Source organism: Flavobacterium fryxellicola (genome assembly GCF_900143245.1).
In the GTDB taxonomy this organism is placed as follows: domain Bacteria; phylum Bacteroidota; class Bacteroidia; order Flavobacteriales; family Flavobacteriaceae; genus Flavobacterium; species Flavobacterium fryxellicola.
Genome location: NZ_FRDK01000011.1, coordinates 1 through 24,319 on the forward strand (window position 1 = coordinate 1; position 24,319 = coordinate 24,319).

Annotated in this window: 19 protein-coding genes; 10 read left to right on the top strand and 9 right to left on the bottom strand. The window is 34.8% G+C overall.

The window, feature by feature from the left end; all coding sequences use genetic code 11:
- Positions 1–149 precede the first annotated feature (149 nt).
- The 6 genes from BUA03_RS13765 to BUA03_RS16555 form a co-directional block, all read right to left on the bottom strand.
- Positions 150–344, bottom strand: coding sequence for a hypothetical protein (locus tag BUA03_RS13765; protein ID WP_066076068.1), 195 nt, complete (start codon positions 342–344; stop codon positions 150–152).
- Positions 345–668: 324 nt separating this feature from the next.
- A complete protein-coding gene (locus BUA03_RS13770; protein ID WP_245792670.1) occupies positions 669–1,649 on the bottom strand; it encodes an alpha/beta hydrolase family protein in 981 nt (326 codons plus the stop codon).
- A gap of 180 nt (positions 1,650–1,829) precedes the next feature.
- On the bottom strand, positions 1,830–2,408 hold the full coding sequence (locus BUA03_RS13775; protein WP_066076071.1) for a hypothetical protein: 579 nt from the start codon (positions 2,406–2,408) through the stop codon (positions 1,830–1,832).
- Between the two features lie 322 nt (positions 2,409–2,730).
- Positions 2,731–3,087: a hypothetical protein gene (locus BUA03_RS13780; protein ID WP_066076074.1), complete on the bottom strand. Its 357-nt coding sequence runs from the start codon at positions 3,085–3,087 to the stop codon at positions 2,731–2,733.
- A gap of 1 nt (position 3,088) precedes the next feature.
- A complete protein-coding gene (locus BUA03_RS13785) occupies positions 3,089–3,292 on the bottom strand; it encodes a hypothetical protein (RefSeq protein ID WP_066076077.1) in 204 nt (67 codons plus the stop codon).
- Between the two features lie 356 nt (positions 3,293–3,648).
- The gene (locus BUA03_RS16555) at positions 3,649–4,293 is read right to left on the bottom strand and encodes a hypothetical protein (protein ID WP_139255669.1); all 645 of its coding nucleotides are present in this window, start codon (positions 4,291–4,293) and stop codon (positions 3,649–3,651) included.
- Between the two features lie 347 nt (positions 4,294–4,640).
- On the opposite strand from BUA03_RS16555, the gene BUA03_RS13795 reads away from it, so the two are divergent.
- The 3 genes from BUA03_RS13795 to BUA03_RS13805 all read left to right on the top strand — a co-directional run bounded on the left by BUA03_RS13795 (position 4,641) and on the right by BUA03_RS13805 (position 7,523).
- Positions 4,641–5,546 carry a helix-turn-helix domain-containing protein gene (locus tag BUA03_RS13795; protein ID WP_066076083.1) on the top strand — a complete coding sequence of 302 codons (906 nt, stop codon included), beginning with the start codon at positions 4,641–4,643 and terminating at the stop codon, positions 5,544–5,546.
- Between the two features lie 100 nt (positions 5,547–5,646).
- Positions 5,647–7,155 (top strand): MauE/DoxX family redox-associated membrane protein, encoded by a 1,509-nt coding sequence (locus BUA03_RS13800; protein ID WP_066076085.1) that lies wholly within the window; start codon positions 5,647–5,649, stop codon positions 7,153–7,155.
- A 116-nt stretch (positions 7,156–7,271) separates the two neighbouring features.
- Positions 7,272–7,523 carry a hypothetical protein gene (locus tag BUA03_RS13805; protein WP_126564146.1) on the top strand — a complete coding sequence of 84 codons (252 nt, stop codon included), beginning with the start codon at positions 7,272–7,274 and terminating at the stop codon, positions 7,521–7,523.
- Positions 7,524–7,569: 46 nt separating this feature from the next.
- On the opposite strand, the gene BUA03_RS13810 is transcribed toward BUA03_RS13805, so the two are convergent.
- The 3 genes from BUA03_RS13810 to BUA03_RS13820 all read right to left on the bottom strand — a co-directional run bounded on the left by BUA03_RS13810 (position 7,570) and on the right by BUA03_RS13820 (position 14,484).
- Complete coding sequence (locus BUA03_RS13810) at positions 7,570–10,158, bottom strand: S9 family peptidase (protein WP_066076091.1); 2,589 nt, start codon at positions 10,156–10,158, stop codon at positions 7,570–7,572.
- Positions 10,145–11,359 carry a RagB/SusD family nutrient uptake outer membrane protein gene (locus BUA03_RS13815; protein ID WP_245792672.1) on the bottom strand — a complete coding sequence of 405 codons (1,215 nt, stop codon included), beginning with the start codon at positions 11,357–11,359 and terminating at the stop codon, positions 10,145–10,147. Before BUA03_RS13815 ends, BUA03_RS13810 begins: the two co-directional genes overlap by 14 nt.
- A gap of 188 nt (positions 11,360–11,547) precedes the next feature.
- Positions 11,548–14,484 (bottom strand): SusC/RagA family TonB-linked outer membrane protein, encoded by a 2,937-nt coding sequence (locus tag BUA03_RS13820; RefSeq protein ID WP_245792674.1) that lies wholly within the window; start codon positions 14,482–14,484, stop codon positions 11,548–11,550.
- Between the two features lie 1,072 nt (positions 14,485–15,556).
- On the opposite strand from BUA03_RS13820, the gene BUA03_RS13825 reads away from it, so the two are divergent.
- From BUA03_RS13825 to BUA03_RS13865, 7 genes are all read left to right on the top strand, one after another.
- Positions 15,557–15,811 carry a helix-turn-helix transcriptional regulator gene (locus BUA03_RS13825; protein WP_066076101.1) on the top strand — a complete coding sequence of 85 codons (255 nt, stop codon included), beginning with the start codon at positions 15,557–15,559 and terminating at the stop codon, positions 15,809–15,811.
- A gap of 387 nt (positions 15,812–16,198) precedes the next feature.
- Positions 16,199–16,867: a hypothetical protein gene (locus BUA03_RS13830; RefSeq protein WP_066076104.1), complete on the top strand. Its 669-nt coding sequence runs from the start codon at positions 16,199–16,201 to the stop codon at positions 16,865–16,867.
- A 237-nt stretch (positions 16,868–17,104) separates the two neighbouring features.
- Positions 17,105–19,153: an ATP-binding protein gene (locus BUA03_RS13835; protein WP_169807428.1), complete on the top strand. Its 2,049-nt coding sequence runs from the start codon at positions 17,105–17,107 to the stop codon at positions 19,151–19,153.
- Positions 19,154–20,598: 1,445 nt separating this feature from the next.
- Positions 20,599–20,940, top strand: coding sequence for a helix-turn-helix domain-containing protein (locus BUA03_RS13845; protein ID WP_066076114.1), 342 nt, complete (start codon positions 20,599–20,601; stop codon positions 20,938–20,940).
- Positions 20,924–21,673, top strand: coding sequence for an ImmA/IrrE family metallo-endopeptidase (locus BUA03_RS13850; protein ID WP_066076117.1), 750 nt, complete (start codon positions 20,924–20,926; stop codon positions 21,671–21,673). The genes BUA03_RS13845 and BUA03_RS13850 overlap by 17 nt, the downstream gene beginning before the upstream one ends.
- On the top strand, positions 21,657–22,190 hold the full coding sequence (locus BUA03_RS13855) for a hypothetical protein (RefSeq protein WP_066076355.1): 534 nt from the start codon (positions 21,657–21,659) through the stop codon (positions 22,188–22,190). Before BUA03_RS13850 ends, BUA03_RS13855 begins: the two co-directional genes overlap by 17 nt.
- Positions 22,191–23,315: 1,125 nt before the next feature.
- The gene (locus tag BUA03_RS13865) at positions 23,316–24,161 is read left to right on the top strand and encodes an RteC domain-containing protein (protein WP_066076357.1); all 846 of its coding nucleotides are present in this window, start codon (positions 23,316–23,318) and stop codon (positions 24,159–24,161) included.
- Positions 24,162–24,319: the final 158 nt, after the last annotated feature.

Genomic DNA, 24,319 nt, shown 5'->3' on the forward strand with positions numbered 1-24,319 from the left:
AGTTATTTCCGATTTCAGCCGCGCAACAGAAAATTAAAACTTAAAAACTATCTTAAGTTTTTGAAAAAGTTGCATCGTGAATAGGTCGCAGCATATTTAAAGTATAATAAGATTTACCCTATTGATCCTAGCTCGTAAATAAAAGCTTTTCAAATCATTGCTACAATACCCACTTTTAGTGATATTCGTACATTTCTATCAAGTAGAAGTAATCCATTATAATTCCAGTCCTTTACGGCTTTCCTCATTATCAAAAAAAACATAAAAAGACACCTCGCAGCATCTTTATTTCCTATCCCTCCTTCTCCAACCATCATTAAGATGCCTGTTTCTCCAATATTCATAAAATTTCCCTCTCAGGTTAAGTCCTAAAATCCATATTACAACTCCCCTATTATCTCATACCATTCCATATCTCAAATATAGAATGCTTAAATGTGATTCCTTTTACAAGCAAAGCAGAAACTACTTTATTGACAACTCTTTCTCCGGAATTGACAAGTGTGTTGTTAATTATCATAAAAAAAGAGGACTCCAAATCCTCTCAAAATCCCTTTCATTGTTTTACGATAACTCAGTAGGACAGGAAGTAGAGCGGTTCCGTTCAACCAAGGCTTCATTACTCGTTCTGCGAACGCAACGAAACCTTTGCTGTTGTAGGCAGTGCTTTATTTTGATACTTTATACTTCTTAATATTCAAAGTTTTCTGTTTTATCCATTGAATTGAAATGTCAAATGGTGTTGTATTACTGTCAAATACAGTATTGTGTCCCAATGTTGAAAATAGAGTGTGCTCGAAAGGTTTGCCTTGAACTTTGTATGTATTTAATTGCTCTATGCACAACTTTACGGGAATTTGTATATCCTTTTCTCCAAAGAGCCAAAGTCCAGGAATTGAAAGAGTATTCAGAGAAATTTTTGGATCAGTTGCCACAAATTGATATTTGTCTGTGTCATTTTTAGTATGTTCACGAGCATCTGCTTCTGTATGATTTTCCCAAAAACTATTGTTTCCATTTGTATAAAACTGAAATCGGAGTTGTTCTAAAGTTGTAATTGTAGGGCAACTAAATAAAACCATAAATTCTATTTGTGGATTTTTGCTTGCAGCAATTGGAATTATCCATCCTGCTTGACTGAAGCCAATTAACCCAATTGGTATTTTTTTATCTTTCAAATAGGTTCGAAATGTTTTTACTGCTTCATTTGCATCGTGAGATAATAAATTAAGATTAGTAGTGTCTATATTATTTGTGCCAACAGATGGTCCAACATATACACCACCAGATTCTCCAACTCCACGTTTGTCATATGTCAAAACAGCAATACCTTCTTTAGCAAGACGCTTTGCGAACTCCATTTCTCTTTTTACTGGGTCAGAGCCGTGAACAATTACAACTGCTGCAAATGGATTTTTGGGCTTTAAAATTGAGCCAGCAAGAGTGACTCCCTGACTTTCAAACTTTACATCTTGAATGGTAAAGTCAGCAGATTGAGAAAACACCATTTCTGGTAAAATTATTAATGATACCCAAAGAAATAAGTAAGAAAAAAAGTTGCGGTTCATTTTAATTTTAGTACAAAAATTGTTTTCAGTGACCGGATTTTCGTTAGCATTGGCTACAACGCCAGTCTGTGAAAAAACCATCGTTTTATTCTTTCAAATATACTGTATATTTATAATATTAAATCAAGAAAAGTCGTCTTGTAGATAATGTAACACATCAAAGGAATTCCTCGCAATCAGATGATTTTTTCGTCCCTAAGCTTCGGGATTAGAAGACAGGTTGCGGACCGCATGAAGTCTTACTTATTGGCGGTAGTTTTTTTATAATGTATCTAAAAATAAGATTAATTCCTCAATTGCATCAAATGATTCATTAATAAAAATATTATTGATTTCAAATTTAGAATTTATAGGTAAATTTAAACCTGTTTTTTGGTTAAAGCCTTCATCAATAAATCCCATATTGTGAATTGAAATATGTCTAACTTGAAAAGCTAACTTAATTTTTTTATAAAAAACTTCATTGTTTAAATCGACACCTTTTTTTATAAAAACATTCCGATTCACATCATCTAATCTTTGGTAAAAATTTTTGGTTTTATTTTCTGTTATATCGTAATAATTTTCAATAAAATGCTTTAATAAAAACTCTACATCACTACAAGCTGATATTATTGTTAGCATTTTTAAACGTGAATAATCAGATCCTAAAGAAATTGTATATTCATAAAAGTTTTTAATTTCTATTGGAATACCTAAAGCTTCTTTCAATTCATTTGAAAATATTCTACCTTGGTGATCAATAGGAATCATATCTGAAGAATAGAGTACAACATTTCGCGTTATATTATTAAAAATTGCGTGTGCTCCCTTTAAAATTGGGTTAGATAATTCTGGCATTCTTCTTATTTTTTTAAAATTGCAGATAACGTAAGTAAATAAAAAAAAAACTCCATATATTTTCGCGCTGTCGGGGTTACCGAATACATATTGTTTCAGATTTTATAAAACTGATCCCATCAAATTATTACTCCGGCTTATTATAGGAACGAGTTAATGCTCTGACTTATAGTAACGGGCGTAAAGTCAGGAGACATTTGCGCAGCGAACGTGGTACACAAGCATACTGCGGTGAGCGGGGTTCACTACTTCGGCCGTTCGCTATCGCTCGGGTGTTGGCTTTTCAAGCCCAACAAACCCTTATCTGTTGTACGCAGGTTTTTTATTTAGGTTTCAATTCAATAACTTTTTCAAGCGCAATATTCACAATTTCCATTAATGAGTTTGTTGAGCTTGAATAATCTAATTTTTCAATGAGATTATTAAAAAAATCTACTTCTTTTGAATATGGTTTTGTTTTAGTAAGTTTTAATAATGCTTGTGAAATATAGATTTTAACTTTCTCAAATTGTTTTTCATAAGAACCTAAATGTTTTGCAAAAGTTTCCCCATTTTCCATTGTCATTACATTTTTCATATAACACAAATCTGCTCCATTTCTTGTTCCTCGTTGACAATTAAAAGCATTTCGAATTAACATTTCATAATTCATCGCTTCCGTGTAATTATTCTTAGACATTTTAAGATTTTTTAAGTTTCATTAATCTTGAAAATAAAGCTGAATGTATATCATATTCCAACTTTCCCATATCTTCCAAACCTTTATTTGTTTTGGTATCCATTCCTTGACTTTTCAAATCTTCTATTCTTTCACTTTTCAACTTCTCTAAATAATCTGCTGCAGCTTTTAAGTCAGCAAAAGACATTTCTTTTAAATCACTCATTTTATAAATTTGTTTATGTTATTGTTAATTTAAAACCAATAGAAATAATTTATAATAGTTCTTCTTGTTAATTATCAACGAGTTATCAACATCTTTTTCGCCGATTCTGCGGTAATATTGCACCTAACTAATAAATAACATCCGGAAGTATCCCCTTTCTTTAAAGTTTTACCATAACGCATGCAATATTTCTAGGGTTGTAAATAAAAGCTTTTCAAATCATTCTTACAATACCCAATTTTAGTGATATTGATACATCTTTATGAAGTAAAAGTATTCCATTATAATTTTAATCTTTTACGGCTTTCCTCACTTTAAAAAAAAGTGCATAAAAAAAGACACTTCACAGCATCTTTCTATTTCCATTTCTTTCTCCTCCAACTATCATTATAAAAATAATTCTTCCTAAACTTATAAAGGGTACCCCTTATGAAAACTCCAAGTAAGTACATCACAACTAGCCCTATTATTTCATTCCATACCTCAAATGTAAAATGAGTAAGTATGGTTCCTTTTACGAGCAACTCAGAAACTTCGTTTTCGACAACTCTTTCTCCCGAATTGACAACAAATACTCCCAAATTGATAACTCTTTCTCCCGGAATGACAACTCCCCTCCCGAATTGACAAGTTTTTATCCCGAAATAACAACACATGCTCCCGAATCGACAACAAATACTCCCGAATTGACAACTCCTCTCCCAAATCGACAACAAATACTCCCGAACTGACAATAAATACTCCCGAATTGACAACAAATACTCCCGAATCGACAACTCCCCCTCCCGAATTGACAACAAATGCTCCCGAATTGTCAACTCCTCTCCCCAAATGACAACAAATACTCCCGAATTGACAACACATACTCCCAAATTGACAACAAATGATCCCGAAATGACAAGTCCGCTCCCGAAATGACAAGTCAGCTCCCGAATCGACAACAAATACTCCCGAATTGACAAATGATCCCGAATTGACAACAAATGCTCCCGAATTGACAACTCCCCTCCCTAATTGACAACAAGTACTCCCGAATCGACAATAAATACTCCCGAATTGACAACTCCTCTCCCGAAATAACAACAGATCACCCCAAATTGACAACTATATCACTAAGTAGTAACAAGATAAAATATAGAAGTATTTTCAATTTCAATTCATCTCCTTAAAATTCAAACAATCCTAAAATTATACTCCTAAAACTAATTTAAGACCATAATCGAACCTAATTTCCCCTATTCAATTCCCGAATTGAACACTATACTTTTAGCTTCAAATAATTTATTTTGATAGGTTTGCAAAAGTTTTTCCTTTTCTTCCAGTAGCAAATCACTTCAAATTATATATTATGTCAGAACAATTTAATCAGGTTCGGATTAAACGTATTTACCAAATGCTGTTCGAAATGGCAACTGGAAATATGACCTTCCGCATCCAGGATAATAGTAATGATGAATTAAAAAATACTGCTGAAGCATTAAATAAAATTGCTGAAGAACTCCAAAAAATAAATCTGGAATCAGGATATATAACCGCTTGCTACCAATACCAAAATCTAATTCAGTTAACATTTGTATTGGATAATGATTTTGTTTTATTGAGTTTTAATAATGAAGTGCCGCTCACTCTTAAATACAATCCGGATACAATTATCAATACCGACTTTGCTAAATTAATTGCCCAGCAATCGAAAGATATTTGGAACGGTATTCTTGATGAATTAAATAAAAACTCCAATTACAACACTACTTTGCAATTAATTTTCATTACTGGTGATAATCACCTACTGCCGTCATTTTGCACAATATCTCGATTATTATATAGCGATGAAATAATTGTAAGTTCAGTATCAACCCTACTTGAAGACATGCAAAACATTAACGACCGTCTCTCTGGTTCAAAAATCCGTAGACAGAATGAAGTTACTGCGGTACAAAATTTACATGATTATATTTTAAGTCATCTGGATGAACCATTACCCACTTTACATTACTTGGCTCAAATGTTTGTTGTTGAAGAACACATATTAAAAAATGGTTTTAGAACCGTTTTTAAAACCAGTGTCTATAACTTTTATCAAGAAGAACGCTTGAAAAGAGCAAATCTAATGATCCAGCAAACAGCTGTTTCTTTAAAAGAAATAGCATATCTGAATGGCTTTAAGGGCTATCTCAATTTTTATAAAGCCTTCAAAAAAAGATTTGGCTACAAACCAAGTGATCTATCAAGACCCGTAGAAGATCTTCCACCCTAATACTTTTGCCCTGTTTTATTTTTTTGAATAACGAAATGCCTGATTTGCATAATGTTACAATTTTATATTGTAGAATTTTACAAGACCAAAAAAGCAAATTATGAAAATTTCTGAAAAAATTAAAAGTGCAATAGTGAATTTAATAAGTTGGCTCTTTATTTTGCTCTTTACTTATGCAGCAACCAACAAAGTACTTGATTACCAGAATTTCAAACAACAGCTGGGGCAATCACCGCTGTTGAGTTCTTTTGCCGACCAAGTAGCGTGGGCGGTACCGTTAGCTGAATTTTTAATTGTCATCTATTTGGTATTACCAAAGTTTAGATATCCAGCCTTAGTATCAACTTTCGTGTTAATGCTAATGTTTACGACTTACATCTATATTATTTTAAATCACAGCGTATTTGTTCCCTGTTCCTGCGGAGGTATTTTAGAAAAAATGGATTGGCATGAGCATTTAATTTTCAATATCGGGTTTGTTTTCTTGGCATTGATTGGAATATGGTTGCAACCAACGCAATATAGTACTACAAAAAAGAAATTAATTGTGATGTCCAGTTCTGCTTTAACGGGTATTAGTATCGTAATTGCTTTATTTTTAATCTCGGAGAATATTCATAGCTATCACAACAAATTTGTGCGGCGTTTATCGAGTGCTCCTGTAGCAAAAATCAAGGACTATAATTTAAAATTAAGGTCATACTATTTTGCAGGTGCAGATGATGATCAAGTTTACTTGGGAAACACAACTTCACAATTATTAATGACAGTTATCGATACTGCCTTAAATGAAACTACGACACACGATATCACACTTGATAGAATCGACTTGCCGTTTCACTCACTGACAATTAGAGTAAGTGCACCCTATTTTTACATTTATGATGGAATGGTTCCTTGCATATTCAGAGGGAAAATTTCGGACTGGAAGGCGAAGTTATACAAAAGTGGCTCGGAGTACTTTACCTTTGCAGAAGCAATTGACTCAACTTCGATGGCAGTTCGCATACAAAAACGGGGTAGTGGTGAAAGTGTACTAGGCAAAGTAGATTTGCTCTTTAATGAAAAGACACAATTAAATCAAAATCTATTGCAAAAACAGATTGATGGCTTGTTCGATACTGATGGTTCATTAATGTATAGTAATGGCATAAACAGAATAATTTATCTGTACGCCTATCGCAACCAGTTCATCGTCGTCGATCCACAATTAAATATTGATTTCAGGGGAAATACAATAGACACGATTGCGCATTCAAATATTGAATTGGTAGATTTAGAAAAACGTAGCGAGCGAAAATTTGCAAAAAGGCCATTACTTGTTAATAAAGTTGCCGCGGTATATGATAATTTACTCTTTGTAAACAGTAATATCCCCGGTCGGTATGAAAGCTTAGAAATGTGGAAACTAGCCAGTATTGTAGACATCTATACTATTTCTTCAAATAGCTATCTCGAAAGCTTCTACGTCTACGATGTCGACAAACAAAAGTTACGTGATATAATAGTACATGGTGATAAGCTTTACGCGCTAGTAGGAAATCACCTTATAAGCTACAAACTACAGCCCATAATTACAGCTAATTACAAAAAACAGAGTCGGTCGTAAACCCGACTAAGCAATCTATTGGCCAAATAGCAGGACAAGATCGAAAACCTGTAAAAAAGAGTAGATCAAAACTTTTAATTTTTACGATTATGAAAACTAAAATTTTTAAATTCGGTATGCCGGTAGCATTTGTTGCTCTCGGATTAGTTGGTGCTTTATCATCAAATGCGATGGAAAAAAAGGCAACCGTTCTAGCTAGTGAAACGGGTTATAAAAAGGTAATTGGTGCTGCCCAACCTTGTCAACCTGTAGAATCGTGTGATAACGTTCAAGGTCAGCTTTGTAAGTCAAGCATTGATAACTCGCAGTTGTATCGTCGCATAAGCGACAACCAATGTCCAACGATGTTGTTTAGAAGTAATCCTTAATTATTAAAGAAAAGCCGCCACAAAAAAAATGTGACGGCTTTTCAATTTAAGGCTTTAAATATTTCGCAAACCAGGCCTCAATTCGTTTTGTGAGATCAGCCTGTTTCTCCCTGTCAGCTATCGTATGAGATTCCTCTGGATAAATAAGTAGAGTATGTTCTTTCTTCAACCTTCTCAAAGCAAGATAATACTCGATGCTTTGAAAATAATATACTTGTTTATCTTCCTCTCCTGTCCATGCCAATAATGGTGTCGTTACATTTTGAGCCAGTAACACTGGTGAATTGTTGAGGTAACTTGATAAATCTTCAAATAACGACTTACCTATCCGTTGCTGCTGGTGCTCAAATCGCCAAAAATTTGGACTGGCAGAATCAGTGTTATAATAAAGGTAACTTGATACCAAATCTGTAATAGCCGCACCGGATACAGCGGTTGCAAATCGGTCCGTTTTTGCTATAATGTAGTCTGTTTCAAATCCGCCAAAGGAGTGCCCTGTTAATCCAATTCTAATAGGGTCAACATTATATTTTAAAAGAACCGCATCAACTGCAGCCAATACACATTTTTTTGCTGATTCACCTGTTTGCCGCATTTCATAAACAATATCGGGCAACAGGATAAAATAACCTTTTGACGACAATACCGAAAAGTTAATCCCATTCTCGTTCAATAGCGTCGGCTTAACATACCGATGTAAACTACCTCCTTGTCTTTCATAAATGCTAACAATCATAGGATACTTGACCGTAGGATCAAAATCCGCAGGATAAATTAAAACACCCGATAAGGGTTTTCCATCTACAACATACGAAACCTTCTCAGTCTTAGCCCATAAATAGTTCTTGTGTTGTGGATTACTTTGATGTAGTTCATTTAATTTCCCTAGAGCATCGACGAACAGCAACTCAGGGGGAGCATCAAAATGTTGCGAGATAAAAGTAAAAGCGTTACTGTTTTTCGCCCTTACCACACGGTCACTTCTTTTGTATTCCCAAAAAATTGGACGCGTACCAGTTGTCCCATCGTATCTATAAAATCCACTATACCCTGTCGCAGCATTTTGGGCAGATAAAATCCACTGCAATGAATTACTGGTGATAGCATTGGTCCGATCCATATAATCGGACTTAGAAGGTAGCCTGCGTTGGGCAGTTGTAAAACGAAAAGTAGTTTTATTTTCAAGCCCCTTGGTCAACCGTTTCTTTGTCTTTCCGTCAGCACTAATCATCCAAATATCAAACTGGTCATAAATGAAAAGAGAGTTATCGTCTATGCTCCACCCCGCAATACCATATAAAGGAACTTGCCCCGCACGATCATAATCGATATCACGAACCGGAACGCCCAAATCTCGAGTAATATTTCGGTGTTCGTCCTTCTTGAAATCATACACCCACCAGTCACCATTTACTGAATAAGATAAGTAATTGCCCTTGGGAGAAAATGCCGGCTCCATTCCCGTCCCTGGATATCCTTTGAGCAATAATCGCTTTGTACCCGTCTCAATTGCAGTTACATAAATATCTCTCAATCCTATACCATCAAAATGTGGCTCAGATTCGAATTCATTCCAAGTCAATGCATAATCTCCGGCGCTACCCATTAGTATAGACGGCTCTTCCCTATCGTTAAGCTGTAAAAACCGCCCAGTATCTACAAACCATACAGCGACCTTATCCTGTAATGTAAAATCACCGTACATTTTTAAATGAGGATAGATTTGCTTGTCATTTCCATTCCAGACTTGAACTACTTCGGTTGTGTCTTTATTTGATATAGGTTCTTTCAACATAAAAAAGATACGTCTTTCATCATTTGAAATCTTAATCGAACCAAAACTAGAGGCTATGCTCATATCATTAGGAAAATTGGAACAGCTTTCCGGATCAAATGACAAAAGCTTCCCTGTATCTAATCGATAAGCATACAGCTTGCCACTCGAACCGGTATTTTGAATAAATGTAATAGTCTGATTAAGCCAGCTCAGGTTTTTAAGCTCCCCCTGGGTTAAAACCGGAATCTCTTTTTTTATAAAATTATCAAAGATTTTAAGTATTTCCACTTTCTCTTTTCTAGTAACGTAGGCAATCGCATCCTTGCGTGCATTCCATGCCCATTCGCTGAGATTGTCTACCATAGCCACGGTTTGTCCCAGCCTATTTTTCACTGTTAAGTGCTGGATGCCATTTTGATCATCAGTAATTAGTAGTAAGTGCTTACCATTACCCGAAAATGAATAGCTGCTAATTTTCGGGAAGTAATTCACTTTTCCTGATATCAAGTCTTGCAAAACCAATGTATCATTCTGCTTGCAAGCAAACCAATTTTCACCATTAAATTCCCCATTTGTACCATGAGGAAACAGGTACTTTTTTCTATTTTTAGTTGATATAGCAAATAATGTATCAGCTGTATCGTATTGCAGGCTGTAACTTGCCCAACCTCCACTATCAGAAATACTGTGCGATAGCATATCATTCCATAAATGATAATCTTCTTCCGGTACCGTTTTCTTTTGTAAAACCTGCCCTATTACCGAGCAGCCCACTAGCAAAAAACAATATGTAGTTAAGCGGAAGAAAAAAGAATGACGAAGTTTTTTCTTTGTCTGAACTATTCTAGTAACCATCATTTTGCGGTGCAAGATTTGGGTTTAACAACAATTCTTTTTGAGGTAGCGGAAGTAATCTATCTGTAGTATTCCAACCCGATTTCACAGGAGACAATGCAATATCCAATAAGCCGTTTCTTTTTAGGTCAAAGAAGCGATGTCCAAATTCACAAAAAAGTTCCGTTTGGCGTTCCTTTAGCACGACAGTGATAATTTCTGCACTAGTTGATGCTGGTGTATCCCCTAAACCTGCTGTATTCCTTATCTTATTCAAATCTTCTTTAGCGCCAATCAAATCACCTTGGTGCGCTCTGGCTTCAGCACGAATCAGATACTGCTCAGCAAGTCGGAGCACAATCGAATATTCTACAGAGCTCCCCGTGTTGGAATACTCTTTATATTTATAAGCGTGAGACCAACTATTAACACCCGTTGTAATCATTTTTGTCCAGTGCACTTTTCTTTGATCATTAGCCTCAAACGCATTAAGAATGGTCGGTGAGAGTGATGATGAAGGTGGCGGTCCGTTAAAAAACACAAAAGTTTTAGCTTCCTTTGTATTGTCTCCCATCATAGCAGGCATCAATTGCCAAATCGTAGTTGTACTTTCTTTGAGGAAAACTTTATCAAGATCATTCTCCCAAACATAAACATCTGTTTGGTTCAGAACAGCAGAAGCAGCATTGGAAGCCTGATCCCATAAATGGAGATAAAGATTAACTCTCGCCAGCATCGCATACGCCGCATAGCGGTTTGGCCTGACACGTTCTGGACTACTATACGATTCTGGTAAAAGAGTAATAGCCTGTTCAAGATCAGATTTAACTAAGAGTAGTGCATCATTTTCAGCAGTACGATGCGCAATACGATTGGCTGCATAATTGGTAGTGCTGATATACGGCACACCACCAAAGGAATTTACCAAATAGAAATGAATCAGTGCTCGTACAAAAAGAGCTTCTCCTTTCAATTGGTTACGGTCAGGTTCTGGCAGAGAAACAGAATGATCTACACCCTCAATCACGGAATTGGCAGCATAAATTTGGCTATAACTACTGCTCCATAATTGAGCTATTTCCGTTCCCGATGCTTGCAAAGCATTATTACCGAAATTAAATGATAAGCTACCTGGATTATAATAAGAGTTAAGTTCATCACTGTAGAGCCCCAACTGGTTCGACAATCCTGTAAATAGGCCTGTAAATAGTCCATTGTCGCGCATTTTTGTGTAAATATCAGTCATCGCAGCATTAGCGGTAAGACGGTCTTCAAAAACAGCATCAGCAGTAAGCTGTGAATCTGGAAGGTCAACTTCTGTGAAGCTATCGCAGCTTGTAAACAGTATAGCAATACCTAGAATCAAAATAGGTAACATTGCTTTCTTTGATAGTATATTTTTCATGGCTTCAGTTAAAAAGTGATTTGTAATGTAGAAGTATAAACGCGTAAAGGTGGCATAAATCCTGCAGTCTTAAATTCAGGATCCCCTCCCTTATAAGAAGTAAGGACAAGTACATTTTGACCCTGCACGCTCAGCTTGCAACTAAAGGATTTTGTCCATTGTTTCGGCAAATCATAGGTCAGTGAAATATTCTTCAGCCTGATGTAAGAAGCATCCGCTATAACCGCATCACTTTGGGAATAAAGAGTGTTTGCACGCTGGGCAGTAGGATTGATTCCTGTACTATAAAGCTGATTAGGACCACTATCTCCCGGATTTTGCCAGTGAGACACAAACGATGCCGGCTGGTTCGACATGGTTCCCGGCAAAACGGTTCCAAATGCTTCAGTGTAGTTTTCCTGCTTAACAAACTGAAACAACAAGTCCATTTGCACAGCTCCGTACTTCAACTGGTTTTGCAATCCCCCATAAAACTTCGGATTCAGTTCTTTTACAAAACCCCTGTCGTCATTAGCCGATAGTACACCATCACCGTTTAAGTCCTCAAACTGATAAGTACCAGTCTGCGGGTCAAGACCAATATAATGGAATACCTTAACAATATTCAAAGGTTGACCAATGATAAATTGAGATTGGTAAGACGAACCTTTCAGATCTGGAAAAGAGAGCAGTTTATTCCTAGCACTAGTAAAATTGAAATTCGTTGTCCAACTCAATTTATCGCCTTGTAGGTTCAGCGTACGTAAGGTCAATTCATAACCACTGTTTTGTACTTCTGCGTCAAGATTTGCCTGTATCAAGTTAAATCCGGTAGTTCCTGGTAAAGGCACACCTAGTAATTGACTGCTTGAACGATTTCGGTACCAAGCCGCAGTCAAAAAAATACGATCTTTCAAAAATCCTGTTTCTAGTGCTACTTCAAGTTTTCGGTTGGTTTCCCATCCAAAATCCTTATTGAATAATCTTGTAGGTTGCAAGCCGCTTATGCCTTCATAATTGCTGCCAGATGTACTGTAGGTATCAAGATACTGGTAGTCTCCTATCTGATCATTTCCGGTGGTACCGTAACTGGCTCGTAGCTTTCCAAAACTGAGGAATTCTGCATGTTTTTTTACAATCGGTTCGTCACTGAAAAGCCATGATGCCCCAACAGCCCCAAAGCTTGCAAACCGGTTAGCAATCCCAAAACGGCTTGATCCATCTCTCCTTCCCGTCATATTGATAATATAGCGGCCTTTCCAGTTAAAATTTGCCCTGCCGAAAAAAGCTTGGTATTTGTACACCGTTGCATCGCTGTTCATAATGGAGAATAAGGATGCTGATGCTGGATTTTCAATTAGACCGTTGCTCGAAAATCCATAGCCCATATGCACAACTTGATTCGACATCTGCTGTTGAAAAGTGCTACCGGCAAGAAGATCTATCTTGACTTGGCCTGCTGTCAACTGGTAGTTAGCCTGTGGCTCAATAATCCACGAATTGCGGCTGGTATTGTTCTCAAAAACCAACGATGAGGAACTGTCTAAACCATATGTGGGGTTGTACATCGTTGAAGGCAACAGATTTAATTCTTTGTAACGCAAATTGCTATAACCAAAACTCGATTTGATTTCGAATCCCTTAAACAGACTGTAGGAAAGCAATGAGTTAGCAATAAGGTCATTAGTTCTCCCTTTAAAGTCCGTCGCAAGTAATTGCAACGGATTGTCAAAAGTACCGTTTTCCCAATTCAAATTCCCTAAGGCATCATAAAGAGCAGGTGCGTTGGGCGCTAAGCTTAGAGCTGTCCCCGTAAAGTCAGCTGTCGGCATGGTATTGTTTTGTACCACATACCCCGTGGTAAAATTAATCCTGAACCGTTGGTCTTCCGACTCATGATTAAGATTCAGGTGAACATTGCCTTTTTCGTACTTATAGTCACCCGGAAACACAGTAGTCTCTTTATTATAAGTACCACTTAATACAAATTGCGTTTGCTTTGAACCACCTGACAATGAGGTTTGCATAGTACTGATACTGGAGTTCCCTCCCAATAATTCTTTTTGCCAGTTCGTATATCGCTTTTGATCCCATGTTCCGTTAATGTCATAGGCATTAGCCGGATAATCCGTAACGCCATCATTGGCATACGCTTCACGTCTCATTACAAGATACTCTTCGGTATTCATTAGCTTCATAAATCGGGTGACATGGCCTGAACCACTAGAGACACTACCCGTGAATTTAGTTTTGCCTGCTTTTCCTCTTTTGGTGCTAATGAGCACAACACCATTAGCACCGCGCGACCCGTAAATAGCGGTTGCATCAGCATCTTTCAGTACTTCTATGCTTTCTATATCCCCAGGATTAATGCTATTTAACGGACTCGTTCTTCGCGGCAAATGTCCAGAGGTAAAAAGGCTTCCAATGGGTTCAGAAGCATAAGGCACGCCATCCACGATATACATGGGACTGTTACCATCAAACCGCAGGCTGTTTTGTCCCCGTATCTGGATATCAAATCCCCCACCAGGCATTCCCGTAGTCTGTGTAATATTCACCCCTGCCATCCTGCCCTGCATCGTTGCGAGTACATTCGTTACAGGCTGCGTCTCAATATCCTTTGAAGTTATTCGAGCAATACTGCCAGTACGCTCACTTTCCTTTACACTGTAATAACCAGCGTTGACTTTTACTTCTTGCAAGTTGGTGGCATCTTCTTGCAGTACCACGTTAATTACGGTTTTACTATTTACTGGCATTTCTATAGTTTTGTAACCCATAAAGGAAAAAATCAATACATCTGCAGGCACTGCAGCTATTGTGTATTTTCCATCAAAATCTGTAATGACTGCCGTACTTTTTCCTTTAATAGAAACGGTCACTCCCGGCATTTGCCCTTGATTATCAGTAACAGTTCCAGTAATTTGTTGTTGTTGACTTGTCATCCCGACGAAGGAGGACACAAGCGTTAGCGAATTGGCGGAGCAATCTCCACTCTCTTCCTTCTTACTTACCTCAGCAAAAGAAACAGTGAAATAAAGGCAGCAGCAAATAGTAAAATACCATGCCCGCCTACCCTTGTTTAATGAAATATTTTTCATAATATTGGTTTAGTTAATGTAAATGAATTTTTTTGTTAGCTATAGGTCCTCTATACAGTTGTCCAGACGGTGAGAGGGCCTTTTTTATGTGTTTAGCCACGAAGGGTTTTGTTTTTTTATTTGATCATAGGCGATTTTTAGAGTTATGAGTTGGTGTTAATACTAAATAAGCTTTAGCTGTTTTTAAATCTTTAAAAACAGTTGCAACCGTTGAACCACAAGAATATAATTGCTATTAATGCTGCTATTAATGTAATTTGTATTTGTTTATAGTATTTCATCTTTGCAATTTTTATATGTAATGGGTTATCTGATCACTGCAATCTGACCAATGTTGGCTATTTTCTATTATTGACATTGCTATTAAAATTGCTATTGTCATTGTAATTGCTATTGTCATTGCTATTCTTATTGTGTTTTTATTGTGTTTTTATTGTGTTTTTATTGTGTTTTTATTGCATAGGCAGCTGGGTTTTAAAGTTTTTTTTAAAAGGAAAGTACACTGCCGTTGGCAGTTGCAGCCTGACGCAGGCAGTGCATTTCCAAACTAACTAATTCAACAAATTAATTTGTGTGCGAGACTTTAAATAAGAAGTAAGATTGGCTAAGAATGGCAGCTTAGGTATAGCCATAAAAAATGGCATGGAACTCAGCTTAAACGTTATCAAGGTACTGGTATACCCGCACACGAATAAGTGAGCCCACGCCATGGGACGTGAGCATCGTACTTATCATCTCGTGTGCTAAAATTACCAGTTTTTGATAACGAGATTCAAAGCGAATGCTTCAAATATTTTCTATATGAAGAAACGCAAATTTAATAAATGATATGTATTATTTCCTAATAAATATCAAATGATAACCAAAGATATAAAATATATTTTGTAATCCAAGTGGTTTACAGAATATTATCAAATATTATGAAAATTGCAGTATGGCTGAATTGACAAAAGAAGATACTATACTACAGAAAAAAATATCTGAAAGGATCGAGTTTTTAAGAATCAAAACTGGTTTATCGCAATCAGATTTTGCAAAAAAACATGATATAGATCGTCAGGTAATTAATAGATGGGAAAGTATCAAAAATAAAAGAGGAGTAACTATATATTCTATCAATAAATTTTGTGATATGATCAATATTACAATAAAAGATTTCTTTGACAGCGATACTTTTTCAGTAAAGTAGAAAGATCCCTCATAGCGTTTTTTTCAATTATTAATACCATTCTTTAGGTAGTAAATTCGCGAATCACACACTATACTATTTGTAGCTATCTCAATAAAGCTATAGGTTTGACAATTAATCAAATTTATAGTATCTATGGAATGGTATGAAATAATAGGGCTGGCTGTCATATGGATTGTAGGACTTTACTTGAGAGGTAAATTTTATGAGCGTATGAGAAACAGGCATCTTAATGATAGTTGGAGGAATAGGAGGAAATAGGTAATTTGTAAATAATTATTTATAAATTAGTCTGACTTTTATTAAATATATAAACCCAAATAAAGATAGATAAGTTTGATTTTGTCAAAAACATAAACAAATTAGCGGCAATAAACCACCCAAAAAATGAAAATGGAATATCCGATTTTAGAATCATTAAAAAAGTACAAAACTCATTTTAATGCAGAACAATTTATAAGTTTAAATCCAGATAGTGATTTTGGAAATTTAAATTTAATTTGGACTCAAATTGTCGTTCGAATTGAATGTGTAAATACACAAATTATAGATTTATATCAAACGTTTTATATAGAAAAAGCCAAAAGAGAAAGCGAAGGTTTTGCAATTAATAATTTGGACGAATCATACATGGATATAATGATAACAGAACAGATTTTTTATTGGTTGAGAAAAACTACTGATGAAATAATTTCTTTAACTTCTTTAAGTACAGATTTTGAAAACAACGGTACTTATCCAAAAAAAATTAAAGTGAGTTCAATAGGTGAATTCTTAAAACTTAAGACGCCTTTTATTGGAGTAATAGAAAAACATAAGGATCTATTGAAATTATTAAATGAAATTTCAAACACATTCAAACATTCATTTATTAATCCTCAAATTATGGCGTATATAGGTTCTGAATATCCTGTCGTCTTTGCTTATAACTTACATTTTAATGACTTGAAAAATCAAGGGAATTTTATACAAATAGAACTTAAAAAATTTCTAAACGATTATGATATATTTCTTTTGGATATAAAAGAGTATATAAATGAAAATTTCACAGTATAATCGAAAATTTACTTCTGGCAACAGCTGAGGTCCCATTATGGTGCTCGTTTACAACGAGTAACTACCTACTTTAAAAACGATACAAAGCGTTTGCAACGCAGCTTATTTGACCTCTCCCACCTAAACATCTCGAGTCATTTCATAATAAACGAGAAAAACCCTATTTATTCCTTGCAAAAGTTGTGAAAAGATGTATACATTTGATGTTATATGCAAGTTACCCAACATACAAAAAAAATGAAATCAACGACAAAAAAAATAACTACTAACACACGGGTAATAAAAGACCTTTTGACTAGATATAGAGATACGTTTCAGGCTTTTCGTGAATTAATAAACAATTCTTTACAAGCTGAATCGAAAAATATTGAAATTAATATTGAGTATGTCAACGAAGCAAATATTAAGTCTCCTATCAAAAGTATTGAGATTAAAGATGACGGAATTGGTGTGCCATTCAACGAGTTTGATAACAGAATTTTAGAGATTGGAACTACTTCAAAGGCACTCGGTCAAGGAATCGGGAGATTTAGTTCTTTACAAATCGGAGAATTAATGCACATTGAGACCGTAGGTTTTGATAGTGATAAAAAACAATTTTCTCAAACTAAATTCAGTATGGACACATTGGATTTTAATGATGCTCAATTGGAAGAAACTGAATTTAAGGTCGCCTACGAATATTTTACGGAAAGACGAAATCCATATTATAAAGTTATAATTGAACAACTTCATCATAACAAGCAAGAAAAACTCGCCAAAAGAAATAAAATACACGAGAACTTTTTACAGAACAACATTGATCAAGCAATATTCGAACATTACCCATTCGAGATATTTCACAATTCTGTAAACTTTATAGTTAATGGGAAAACCCTAAAAAGGGAACATTTTGTAATAGACAAACCTTCCAAAAAAACGATAGACTATACTGACAAAAAAGGTAAAACACATAAATTAAACTTTTACTTCTATAATATCAATTCAGCTTTAAACAAAGTGAAAGTATTTTTCCAAACTGATAATGCAGGTTTAAAAAGTGTAGCTCACGAATACACCTACTCTTCAGATTGGTACACCCCTGATTTAGGAACTTGGTTTATTTATATAGAATCACCAATGTTAAATACAGATTTGTTTAGAAATCTGGATTTAGAAACATTAGGTGAAGCAGAAATAAACAATCTAAAAAACACAATTAAAGAAACAATCAATGATTTTTTCAAAGCCAAGAATAAAAGGTTTGAAAAATTTCTCAAAAATTTGGAAAAAGACAGATATTATCCTTATCAAAACAATGAATATCCTGCATCGAAATCGCAAGAAATTCTATTTAAGAAGATTGCCTATTTATTAGAAGATGAACACAGACTTATCCAAAAGGACGATAAAATAAGGAACTTTCTTTATCCATTACTTGACAAAGCAATTGGCAATGGAAACATTGAATATATTTTTAAAAAGGTATTAAAACTGTCAGAAGAGAGTTTGGAGAAATTTCACAATCTTTTAGAGAAAACAGATTTAGAAGATGTTGTTCATTTTGCAAGCGTAATAGCAGAAAAAACAGAGTTTCTGGAGTTTCTTCACGAGTTAACGTATGGCGAAATCTCTAAACACTTAAAAGAACGGAGTCAACTACATAAAATCGTTGAAGATCAATTGTGGTTGTTTGGAGAAAACTACAATGCCGCACCTAAATTGTGGTCGGACAAAAAGATTGGTAATATATTGATTGAATTACGGAAGAAATATTTTGACTATGAGCCAACGGAAGAAGATGATAACTTAATTGAATTGGACAAGGGAGGTTTAAACGATATAACTGACTTGTTTTTTTTCAATGAAAAAATTACCGACTCTGATGTTAAAGAAATAATGGTTGTTGAATTAAAGTCGCCTAAATGTGCGATAAGCAAAAAGGAGTTAAATCAAATTGATGAATATGCATTTACTATTGAGCAAAATTCAGCTTTACCAAATGAAAAAGTAAAGTACAAATTGATTTTAATTTCATCACGTCTTACAAAATTTGCAAAATCTCAAGTAAAATCAAGAAGATTGAACTTTCCAGACAATCCATTTTTGTATGACAAAAAAACTGAAAAGAATATTGAGGTTTATGTGATGGAATGGTCAGAACTTATTGAGCAAAACAATCGAAAATTAGGTTATTTGGCAAATAAACTAGATATAAAAGATAAGGCCGTGAAAATCAAATTTGAAAAGGAATATGCAGAATTGATTGATGAAAAAATATCGGCTCAATTAAGACTTGTGAAATAAGTACGTGGGGTAACAATGTATATAAAAAATAGTCGAAATAGTAGTCGAATCAAAACTTCTGGCACGTGTCAAACTTTGTGCCTAACCGAAAGTTTAGTGCTTCGGGATCGCCTACTTTTCATATACTAACCGTTAGGCGATATATTAAGAAAGACAGTACATAAATATAATTTTAAAAATGTTCTTTAAAATCTTGGAGTAGTAGAGAGTTGGTTTATTAACTTAATGCAAGATGTTGTTGTTGGACTTCTGTGTGAATATATAATTAAAAAAATAGAGCATATGAATAAACAAAACAATCAAATCGCTGAAGGTTCGACCTTCATAATAGTTTTAGTAATTATTAACGGATTATTTCTTTTTGGTGGGCAGACCTTCCCATCCAGCAGACTTGTCCAAACTGAAATCTCTTGCAAAGTTCCAACATCTATGAATCCTAGGGATAGGTAGAGGTTCGATTCCTCGGTCTGCTGCTAGTAGAAAGGCTGCTTAAAACCAGCCTTTCTTTATTAAATTTAAAAAATGAAATTTGAAATTTGAATTCGATATAGACAAAAGAGGTTACATTAAGAAAAGAGAATCTTTTGACATTGAATACATGCAAAATTACCCGACCACTCGAATATGTTAGTTATCGATCGGTTCGTTACCCGACCGCTCGGATATGTTAGTTATCGCTCGGTTCGTTAGCGCAGAATTGCATTCTGTGCCCACAAAGATTGTCTTGTCCTAAAATAAATCTAATAAAAGAATCGCTAAATCATTCTTTAAAGAAGCCCCGCTACCGCACAAATCCTTTCGTGTGGGATTCGTACGAAGAGAGTTCTTAAAAAGCGTGGATATCACTACCCTTTTTACACTCAAACAATAGTATTCAATTCCGGAATCACACACTGGATATTCCGCTGCAAAGGTCGCCACGATTCCGCTGGAAAGGTCGCCATTTATTCCGGAGCAAAGTACTGGGTATCCCAGACCGCTCGGATATGTTAGTTATCGCTCGGTTCGTTAGCGCAGAATTGCATTCTGTGCCCACAAAGATTATCTCGTCCCAAAATAAATTTAAAAAAAGAATTGCAAACCCCCCTCTCGTCCTCTTTTGCAACTACCATCTGGTGCTTGCCTGTGGCGAATGCCTACTTACATTAGGATGCAAAAACGGAGCGTTTGCAACGCGGTTCATAACTCCGCTGCTTAAACACCTTCCTACACAAGTGATTCTTTTTTTTTAAATTTCAATTAAGCTATAATTTTAGCGACTAAATCTATCATAATGATAGCTAGCTTATTTAGGATTAGCTGTTATTAAAGAGCTTCGCAATTTAAATACAAATAAAATAAATGTACATTTTTATTTAATTTTAAAAAATTACGTATATTTGTAACATATTTAAAGCTCACTTAAAGAATAAAAGTTACATAACCTTTTTAAAAAAAATGTACTCATGGAAGCAAACACTGGATTAATAATTAAGGGATTACGAGATAAATATGGGTATACGCAAGATAAAGTAGCTGAGTTTCTAGGGATAAAAAGAGAAATGATCAGTTTTTATGAAACTGAGGAAAGAGAAGTTCCATTGGAAATATTAGAAAAATTATCTGATTTATTTGGGGTCGACCTAGATGTCTTTTTTATAGACAATGTTGATGAAGCCTTAGCAGAAGTCGTTTTTGCCTTTAGAAAAAATGACTTAGATAACAACGATATGGATGCAATGGCAGATTTTGGTAGAATTGTAAAAAACTATTTAAAGATTAATAATCTATATGGTAACAGTAAATGATAAAATACTTGAGGTAAGAGCTAATAAATTCAGGCGTCTTTGTGGTATCGAAAACGAGAATGCAATAGACTTTGAAAAGTTGCTTCGGTCTTTAGATGTTTTGACATACTTTAGACCACTGGATGGAGAGTTTTCGGGCATGGCATTAAAGACAAAGAACAGTAATTTCATGCTTATCAATACCAATAATTCACCCGGCAGGCAACATTTCACTATTGGTCATGAGCTGTATCATCTTTTTATTCAGGAAGGCTTCAGTTTTCAAATGTGTAATGCTGGTAAGTTTGATAAAAAAAACCGTGAAGAATACAATGCTGACATATTTAGCTCCTATTTTTTAATGCCGGAAGCAGGGATTATTAAGCAAATACCGGAAGAAGAACTTGCTTGGGGCGGAGAAATATCGTTGGCTACAATCATAAGCTTGGAACAATACTTTGGAGTATCGAGAACTGCGATGCTTATTCGTCTTGACAAAATAGGGCTATTACGTGGTGATTACTCTCAATATAGAGTTGATATTAAGAAAAGTGCCGTTGAACATGGATATTCAACCGTATTATATGATACGCCAAAAGACACTACCCCTTATGTGGTTGGAAATTATGGCAGTAAAGCAAAAGAATTATTTGACAAGGATAAAATTTCGGAAAGTCATTATCACTCATTGATGTTTGATATTGGGATCGATGTAGATGATCCAAAAATTGATGAAGATGGTAAAGAAATCTAGTGACCCAAAAATATTATTGGATTGTGATGTCATTATTCACTTTATCAAAGCAGGAAAACAATTGCTGTTACAGAAGATATTCCCGGACCGCTTTGTTATACTAGACAAGGTAAAAGCGGAACTGGATAAGCATAAAGGAAGCCAAACATCAATAACAAATTTTATTACATGGTCAAAGATTCCTATTGTTCCAATGCCTAGAAACTTAGAGATTATAAAAGAATATAGTTTTCTAAAAAAGACAAAAGGTGATGGTGAAGCAGCATGTATGGCTGTAGCAAGACATACTAAAGATTATATTGCCAGCAGCAACCTTAGAGATATTGAAGACTATTGTCAATTACATGGTATTGTATATCTAACAACAATGGATATTCTATTAAAGGCATATTCAACAGGTGTAATGGACGAAGCCGAATGTGATGACTTTATTAAGGAAGTTAAGGATAAAAAGAGCAAGCTTATCTATAATATTAACAGTATTACAGCTTATGAAAAACAAAACAATAATAAATAAAAAATTAGTTTATTAAAAAGGAGGCTTTGCTAGTTGCAGTTTTTTGAAATATTAATTCCGTTTCTCATCTACAAAACAAAAAAATATTTGTGACAAAACGTTTTAATTCAGCAATTATCAAATCGCACCATAACCTCATTAGCGATAATAAAGCATTGTAACGCCATGAAACAAAAAGCATATCATATTACCCTACTATTTTTTTTTCCAGTCTTTCAAAGTTTCATTACTACCATACAATTCAACAACATAGTAGCAAATATTCAATTAGAGATTATTTTTTTCGCAATTTTAATAGCAATATTATCGGTAATGCTTTTATTTACAATAATTTATTTTTGTATAGCCATAGATCATTGGTTTTGCTCTGACTATAAATTAAATAAGCTATGGCCCTGTGTAATTTGTGCTCTAGCTATTGTAGGTATTTATTGCACTATAAAAGCTATTATAAATACAAAGATTGAGAGAGTACAAAACTGCATTCGGAACATCCCAAACGCAATTGCCTGAAGAAATACGGTGCTAATTTAAGATAAAATCAAAGTGTATCAACTCCCGTTGCTCGAAGTATTAACAAAAACACTATTAAAAGACGGTATGCTGTCCGAAGTCTCCTGACTTCGCATCCTGAACGCTCATGATATGTAACTAAATACCTCGATTGGAATACCCGAACTTCCTTGATATACAACTAAATATCTTGGTTGAAATAGCACAGAATTGCATTCTGTGCCCACTAACAAAGGTGACTTTTGAGCTATTACAAAAAATTTAAAGTTCTAAATAAATCGTAAAACAACCTCGTTTAAGTTATTTAAATACGGTTTTTTTACAAAATTGACCCCACTACCAATCAGTAAGCTTAAAAAGGTTCTTTTTAAATCATAAAAACAGGATTTAGATAAAATTACATTGTTCTAACTTCTTGAGATATAATCCCTGCATTAAACTAAAAGGAAAGTCAATGGTTTTAGCTACCATTTTACACAAATTCTAACTATGCAATTCGGGAATTTCACTATTCAATTCGGGAATCAAACACTAGATAATTTGCATCGAATACAATCAGCCTATAGATTTGTTTCTGATTCAATCAAGAATACTAAATCTAAAAAACCTGCAATGAAATTATTTTCTGAATCCCTCCAGTCGGAATTAGATCGACAATTAGAATTGATACCTGTAGAAAGGACAATTACAGTTCATTATTACGAAGAGGCGATAAAAATCCTGATTGCAGGTTTAGAAAAACTAAAAACATATTGCCTAAAATACAAATTCAAAGATAGAAATGAAGAGATTGAATTTTTCAGGAATATCAAGCCGCAGTTTGCAGCAAAACTTATTTATTACAACGAAATCTATACTATTGAAACTAGTAAACCTTATGGTTCGAAGAAAACGGTACGCAAATACTATACTACTGAAATCTCAAAATTAAAATCATTCTTCGACGAAAATCAAGAATTTTACCGCTACTACCGTACAAATAATCGATGTCTCGATGCTACCTATTTTATAAGAGGCAAATATGACATTAAACTGACACTCGATAGTTTTTACTTCCAAGCAGACCAACGTTTTTCTACTTCACATGACTATAAATTGGCAAAAATTCTGGCCAATGATTTAATTAAATCCTACATAGAATCAGAAATTACAAAACTAGAGCATAACCACGACCAGCTACAGCCAGCTAATCTACCTTCCAAAAAACAGAAATGGACAGGCTCAAAAGTTGAATTAATTGAAATAATATACGCATTACATACAGAAGGTGTTTTTAATAATGGAAAATCGGGACTAAAAGAAGTCGTAAGCTATTTCGAATCCGCTTTTGATATTGATTTAGGTCAATTCCACCGCGTTTTTCTCGAAATCCGAAACAGAAAAACGGAAAAAACCAAATTCATAAATACCCTCAAAAACAAACTCATCACCCGCATGGACGAAGCAGATGAAAATTAAAATCAAAGCTTCTTCTAAGTTTTTCCACCCGCCCTACTATTTTTATCTCTAAAATCACCAGTTTAGATCCGCCCTTAAATTAAAAACGTAAAAAAACAATAAAAAAACGGAGTGGCAGCAGTCCGCGAGTTGAGCCTGAAAGGCGAACGGCTCGGGCT